The organism is Arthrobacter sp. Y3225116, assembly GCF_059091245.1.
In genome coordinates, this window is sequence record NZ_JBNHGL010000190.1 from 1 (window position 1) to 5636 (window position 5636).

6 protein-coding genes are annotated in these 5636 nt (G+C 67.8%); 5 read left to right on the forward strand and 1 reads right to left on the reverse strand.

The genetic code is table 11. The annotated features are described in order from the left end of the window. Positions 1–351: 351 nt before the first annotated feature. The 3 genes from AC5RV2_RS13945 (at position 352) to AC5RV2_RS13955 (ending at position 3830) form a co-directional block, all read left to right on the forward strand. Complete coding sequence (locus AC5RV2_RS13945; protein ID WP_494092826.1) at positions 352–1605, forward strand: amidohydrolase; 1254 nt, start codon at positions 352–354, stop codon at positions 1603–1605. 13 nt (positions 1606–1618) lie between these two features. After that, positions 1619–3148 carry an MFS transporter gene (locus tag AC5RV2_RS13950; RefSeq protein WP_494092827.1) on the forward strand — a complete coding sequence of 510 codons (1530 nt, stop codon included), beginning with the start codon at positions 1619–1621 and terminating at the stop codon, positions 3146–3148. An 82-nt stretch (positions 3149–3230) separates the two neighbouring features. Then, positions 3231–3830: a protoglobin domain-containing protein gene (locus AC5RV2_RS13955; RefSeq protein ID WP_494092828.1), complete on the forward strand. Its 600-nt coding sequence runs from the start codon at positions 3231–3233 to the stop codon at positions 3828–3830. An 18-nt stretch (positions 3831–3848) separates the two neighbouring features. Here the strand turns inward: AC5RV2_RS13955 and AC5RV2_RS13960 are convergent, their stop codons facing one another. After that, positions 3849–4319 (reverse strand): hypothetical protein, encoded by a 471-nt coding sequence (locus tag AC5RV2_RS13960; RefSeq protein ID WP_494092829.1) that lies wholly within the window; start codon positions 4317–4319, stop codon positions 3849–3851. A 184-nt stretch (positions 4320–4503) separates the two neighbouring features. Between AC5RV2_RS13960 and AC5RV2_RS13965 the strand changes: the two genes are divergently transcribed. Together AC5RV2_RS13965 and AC5RV2_RS13970 are read left to right on the forward strand one after the other, a co-directional pair. Continuing rightward, a complete protein-coding gene (locus tag AC5RV2_RS13965) occupies positions 4504–5409 on the forward strand; it encodes a sulfite exporter TauE/SafE family protein (protein ID WP_494092830.1) in 906 nt (301 codons plus the stop codon). Between the two features lie 12 nt (positions 5410–5421). Beyond that, positions 5422–5636: RrF2 family transcriptional regulator (locus AC5RV2_RS13970; protein WP_494092831.1), on the forward strand; the 215-nt coding region annotated here is incomplete at its 3' end.

Genomic DNA, 5636 nt, shown 5'->3' on the forward strand with positions numbered 1-5636 from the left:
GGACTGCGACCGGGCGACCTGGTGATCCGGGCCGCCGGCCAGCCGGTGGCCAGCGCGCAAAGCCTGCAGCGGCTGCTCTTCGCGGATGCCATCGGCGTCGAGTTCCCGCTGGCCGTGCTGCGCGGCGGGTCCGTGGTGGAGCTGACCGCCTGGCCGGTGGAAATGTCGGCCGGTTAGGTAGGGGCCGCCGCCCTTGCCCCGCCGTGCCCGGCCCCGCGCCCGGACGAGGAATCGCGAGTGGCCGGGGACACCGCCGTCGTCGTTGTGTCTGAACGGCCCGAGTCCTACCGTTGAAGAAAGCGCGCCTAACCAGCCGGCCCCCACTTCAGCCGGCGGACCAGGAGGGCAACCATGGCGATCACGGACGGCCTCACCGGCTCACTGGAGCGAGAGCTGGGCTGGCAACGGGACCTGTACAAGGACCTGCACCGAAACCCGGAGCTCAGCATGGAAGAACACAACACCGCCGACCTGATCGCGCGGGAGCTGACCGGCTTCGGCTACGAGGTCCAGCGGATCGGCGGGACGGGCGTCGTCGGGGTCCTGGCCAATGGTTCCGGCAGCACGGTGCTGGCACGGGCGGACATCGATGCGCTGCCGGTCGCCGAGGCCACCGGCCTGGACTACGCCGCGGAGACCACCGCGAAGCTTCCCGGGGGCGGGACCACCGGAGTCATGCACGCCTGCGGCCATGACATGCACATCGTGTCCCTGCTGGGCGCGGCAAAGCTGATGGCCGGGCACAGGGACGGCTGGGCGGGCACCTACGTGGCGCTCTTCCAGCCGGGAGAGGAGACGGCCGCCGGGGCCCGGGCAATGGTCGACGACGGCCTGGCCGCCAGGATACCCACACCCGACGTCGCCTTCGCCCAGCATGTGATGCCCACCGAGGCCGGAAAGATCGGCACCACGGCCGGTCCCATCCTCTCGGCCGGCGACTCCCTGAAAATTACGGTCTACGGGCGCGGCGCCCACGGCTCCATGCCGCACAACGCCGTGGACCCGGTGGTGCTGGCCGCATCGATCGTGCTGCGGCTGCAGACCATCGTGTCCCGCGAGACCAAGCCGGGCGAATTCGCGGTGGTGACCGTCGGCGCCTCCAACGCGGGTACCAAGTCCAACATCATCCCGGACCGTGCCGAGCTGCTGCTGAACCTGCGCACGTACGATCTGGTGCTGCGGGAACGGATCATGGCATCGATCGAACGGATTGTCCGCGGCGAGTGCGCGGCCGCCGGATCGCCCCGCGACCCGGAGTTCGAGTACTACGACCAGTTCCCGTTGACCAGCAACGACGCCGAAACGACCGAGCGCATCACGGCCGCCTTCACGCGGCACTTTGGGGGCGATCAGGTCTACCATGCCGAACCCGTCACGGCCTCCGAGGACTTCAGCCGGATTCCGGATGCCCTCGGGGTGCCCTACACCTATTGGACGGTCGGCTCCGTGCCGACCGACGTCTACCGGAAAGCCGTGGAGAACGGCACTGTCTCCGAAGACATTCCGGCCAACCACTCACCGTTCTTCGCTCCCGCCGTCGACCCGACGCTCTCGGTCGCCACCCAGGCGCAGGTCGTTGCAGCTCTGGAGTACCTGGCACAGTAAGGGGTCGTTTGCCATGACCGAATCCACCACGGCCACCGTCCGCACGGACTGGAAACCCACCGACAAATGGCTGCTGGGCATCGTCCTGGCCGTCATCAATTTCTGGCTCTTCGCCCAGACCCTGCTCAACGTCATCCCGGGGATCCAGGACCAGCTTGGGGTCGAACAGACGCTGGCCAACCTGGCCGTCTCCATCACGTCGCTGTTTTCCGGCATCTTCATCGTCGTCGCCGGCGGACTCGCCGACCGGATCGGCCGGGCCAAGATCATGTACGTCGGGATCTACCTCAGCATTCTCGGCTCCCTGCTGATCGCGCTGACACCGGAAAACCTCGGCGGCCTCACCGACTTCATGCTGCTGGGCGGCCGCGCGATCCAAGGCCTGTCCGCCGCGTGCATCATGCCCTCGACCATGGCGCTGATCAAGAGCTACTACGAGGGCAAGGACCGGCAGCGGGCGCTCTCGTATTGGTCGATCGGCTCCTGGGGCGGCTCGGGCTTCTGCGCCCTGTTCGGCGGCCTGATGGCCACCTCCTTCCTGGGCTGGCGGTCCATCTTCTGGATCTCGATCGTGCTGTCCGTGCTGGCGCTGTTCCTGCTTCGCGGCACGCCCGAGTCGCGGGCCGCCGCCGATCCCGAGGCTGCCGGGCAGCGCTTCGACTGGGGCGGGCTGGCCTGCTTCATCGTCATGCTGGTGGCCATCAACGTGTACATCTCCCAGGGACCGGCCATCGGCTGGTTCAGCTGGCCGGGGGTCGCGCTGGTGGCCGCTTTCGTGGTGTTCGGCCTGCTGTTCCTGCAGATCGAAAGCCACCGCCACTTCGCGTTCGTGGACCTGAAGCTTTTCAAAAACGGCACCTTCACCGGCGCGACGCTGTCCAACTTCCTGCTCAACGGCGCCGCGGGCACGCTGATCGTTTCGCTGGGACTGGTGCAGGTGGCCGCCGGCTTGAGCTCGCTGCAATCGGGACTGTTGACGCTCGGCTACCTGATCGCCATCCTCGCCACCATCCGGGTGGGCGAGAAGCTGCTGCAGCGCTTCGGCCCGAAGAAGCCGATGCTGTGGGGCAGCATGATCACCGGCGTCGGCATCCTGCTGTGCTCCGCCACGTTCCTGCAGATCGAGGAGTACATAGTGCTCACGGTCATCGGGTTCACCCTGTTCGGCGTCGGCCTGGGGTTTTACGCCACCCCGTCCACCGACGCCGCCCTGTCCAACGTCCCGGACGCCCAGGTGGGTGCCGCGTCCGGCATCTACAAGATGGCGTCCTCGCTGGGCAATGCCATCGGCGTGGCCATCTCCGCGGCACTGTATGTGGCCGCGCAGGCGGTGAACCCGGAACTCATCCAGTCCTGGGGCCTGTTTATCGGCCGCCAGGACAACGTTGCACTGCGCTTCGGCGGGGCGGTCGGGCTGTTGTTCAACGTTTTCATGGTGGTGGTCGCCATCGCCTCGATTATCGTCACGGTCCCCGCCACCAGGAGCAAGGAGGAGGAAGAGGCCCGGCCGGACGTGGTCCCGCCGCCGGCCTTCGGCAACTAGGCATCGTTGACCCCACCGGCGTCGCGGAGTATAAATGGCCGTTCAAGGCGCCGGTCCCAATCCTTCCAGCGGAGGCACTGCCATGTCGGTCCATGCATCCAGCGGTTCAAACATCCCGGGCTACGAGTACGGCACGGTGGCTCATTCACCGGTCACGCTGGCCGAACTCGAGGAGCTCAAGGCCAGCGCCATGTTTGGCGACGACGACGCCGCCCTGCTGCAGCGGGCCGGCGAGATCCTTGACGGCCAGGTGGAGGACGTGCTCGACGTCTGGTACGGATTCGTCGGCGGCCAACCCCACCTGGTCGCGCACTTCTCCCGGCCCGACGGCCCGCCCATCGAGGACTACCTGAACGCGGTCCGCCTGCGGTTTGGCCAGTGGATCAGGGATACCTGTACCAAGCCCTACGACCAGGAGTGGCTGGACTACCAAAACGAGATCGCCCTGCGGCACACCCCCGAACACAAGAACGAAACCGACCACGTGGGGTCCACCCAGGTCGTCCCGCTGCGCCACCTCATCGCGCTGATCGGGCCGGTGGTCACCACGATGCGGCCGTTCCTGGCCGGGGGCGGAGATCCCGTCGAAAACGTGGACGCCATGCAGCAGGCATGGCTGAAGGCAGTGGTCCTGCAGATCGCGCTCTGGTCCCGGCCCTATGCCCTGCCGGGCGAGTGGTGACGGCGCCCGGTCGAAGGATCAGCGCCGACGTTCCTCACGTCCGGCCTCGGTCGCCGGCAGCCAGCGGCGTGCCGCGGCATCGAGCAACAGGACCAGCAGGATGATCAGGATGCCGTCGGCGGCGATGTAGAGGTAGTGTAAGGCCGACCCGCCGTCATCGGTGCCGGCCAGCACCATGTCGGTCCGGCGGTTGAGCAGCGGCCGGATCGCCATCACTTTGGCCAGCAGCACGACGACGGCGCCGCCGACCAGCGCCCAGAACCTGCGGTCCACGCGCTGCCCCACCAGAGACAGCACCAGCAGCGCCGCCAGGACCAGCTCCACGATGTTCATCGCGGTAAAGACCAGTCGGCCGATCCCCAATCCCAGCGGGAGGGTAACCCCGGGCGCCTGAAACTTCAGCGGCGCTTCGATCAGCGAAATGCCGACGATCAGGCCCAACCAGAGGGCCGGCAGCACCAGCCGCGCCGCCAAACGTACGCGAACCATGATGAACCTCCCGGTCAATTCCCCATCCTACGTTTCCGCGTGAGCGGCACGGCTGACCGCGCACCTTCCTCAAGGTTTGCTCAAGGATGCGCGCCCGCGAGGGATTGCTATCGACAGGGCGCCGCGGTGTCCATACACTCCAAACTCTAGTGACTTACTAGAGTTTCGAGGAAGGGCACGCACGATGCGCAATCTACTCCTCCTGGCCATCGTCGGCCTCCTCGCCCAGACGGTCGACGGCTCGCTCGGCATGGGCTACGGCGTGACCTCCTCCAGCCTGATGATCGCCGTGGGCATCGCTCCCGCTGCGGCCAGCGCAGCGGTCCACCTCGCCGAGGTCGGCACGGCGCTGATCTCCGGTTTCGCCCACCACAGGTTCGGCAACGTCGACTGGCGCATCGTCGGAATCATGGCGGTCCCCGGGGGCATCGGCGCCTTCATCGGAGCCAACTTTCTGGTCGGCCTGCCGGCCGACGTCGCCAAGCCGTGGGTTGCCCTGCTGCTCTTCCTGCTCGGTGCCTACGTCCTGTTCCGGTTCCTGATCCTGTCCGGCCGCCGCCCGCAGTTCAAGGGTCAGGTCAAGGCCGCCTTCCTGATGCCGCTCGGCCTCGTCGCCGGCACGATGGACGCCATCGGCGGCGGCGGCTGGGGGCCCATCGGCACCACCTCGCTGCTGTCCACCGGCAAGATGGAACCCCGCAAGGTCATCGGCTCGATCTCCGCCACCGAGTTCATCGTTGCGATCAGCGCGTCCCTGGGCTTCCTGCTCGCGCTCGGACGGGAGGGCATTAACTTCGCCTGGGTTCTGGCCCTGCTGGCCGGTGGCGTCGTCGCGGCCCCCGTCTCGGCGTGGCTGGTACGGCGCCTGGCCGCGGCGGTCCTCGGCGTGGCAGCCGGAAGCCTCATCATCCTGACCAACGCCAAGACCATGATGGAGACGTGGGGCGGGGCGGAAAGGAACTCCGGTCCGGTCTGGCTCACGCTGGCCGTCCTGGCGGTCGCGGCCGGCCTGGTGATCACCCAGGCCGTCCGCAAGGAGGTGCGCCGCCGCAACGAGGAGGACCCCGCGCGGGAGCTCGCCGGTGCCTGAGACAATGGGCGGGTGCACATCTCCGCCAAATCCGACTACGCCCTGCGCGCCCTGATCGTCATCGCCCGGTCATCCGAGGCGCAGACGGGGACGCTGGCGGCCGAGGCCATAGCGGCCGCGCAGGACATCCCGCACAACTACTTGCTGTCGATCCTCGCCGACCTGCGGCGCAGCGGCATTGTGCGCAGCCGCCGCGGCCAGGGCGGCGGCTGGCACCTGGCCCGCAC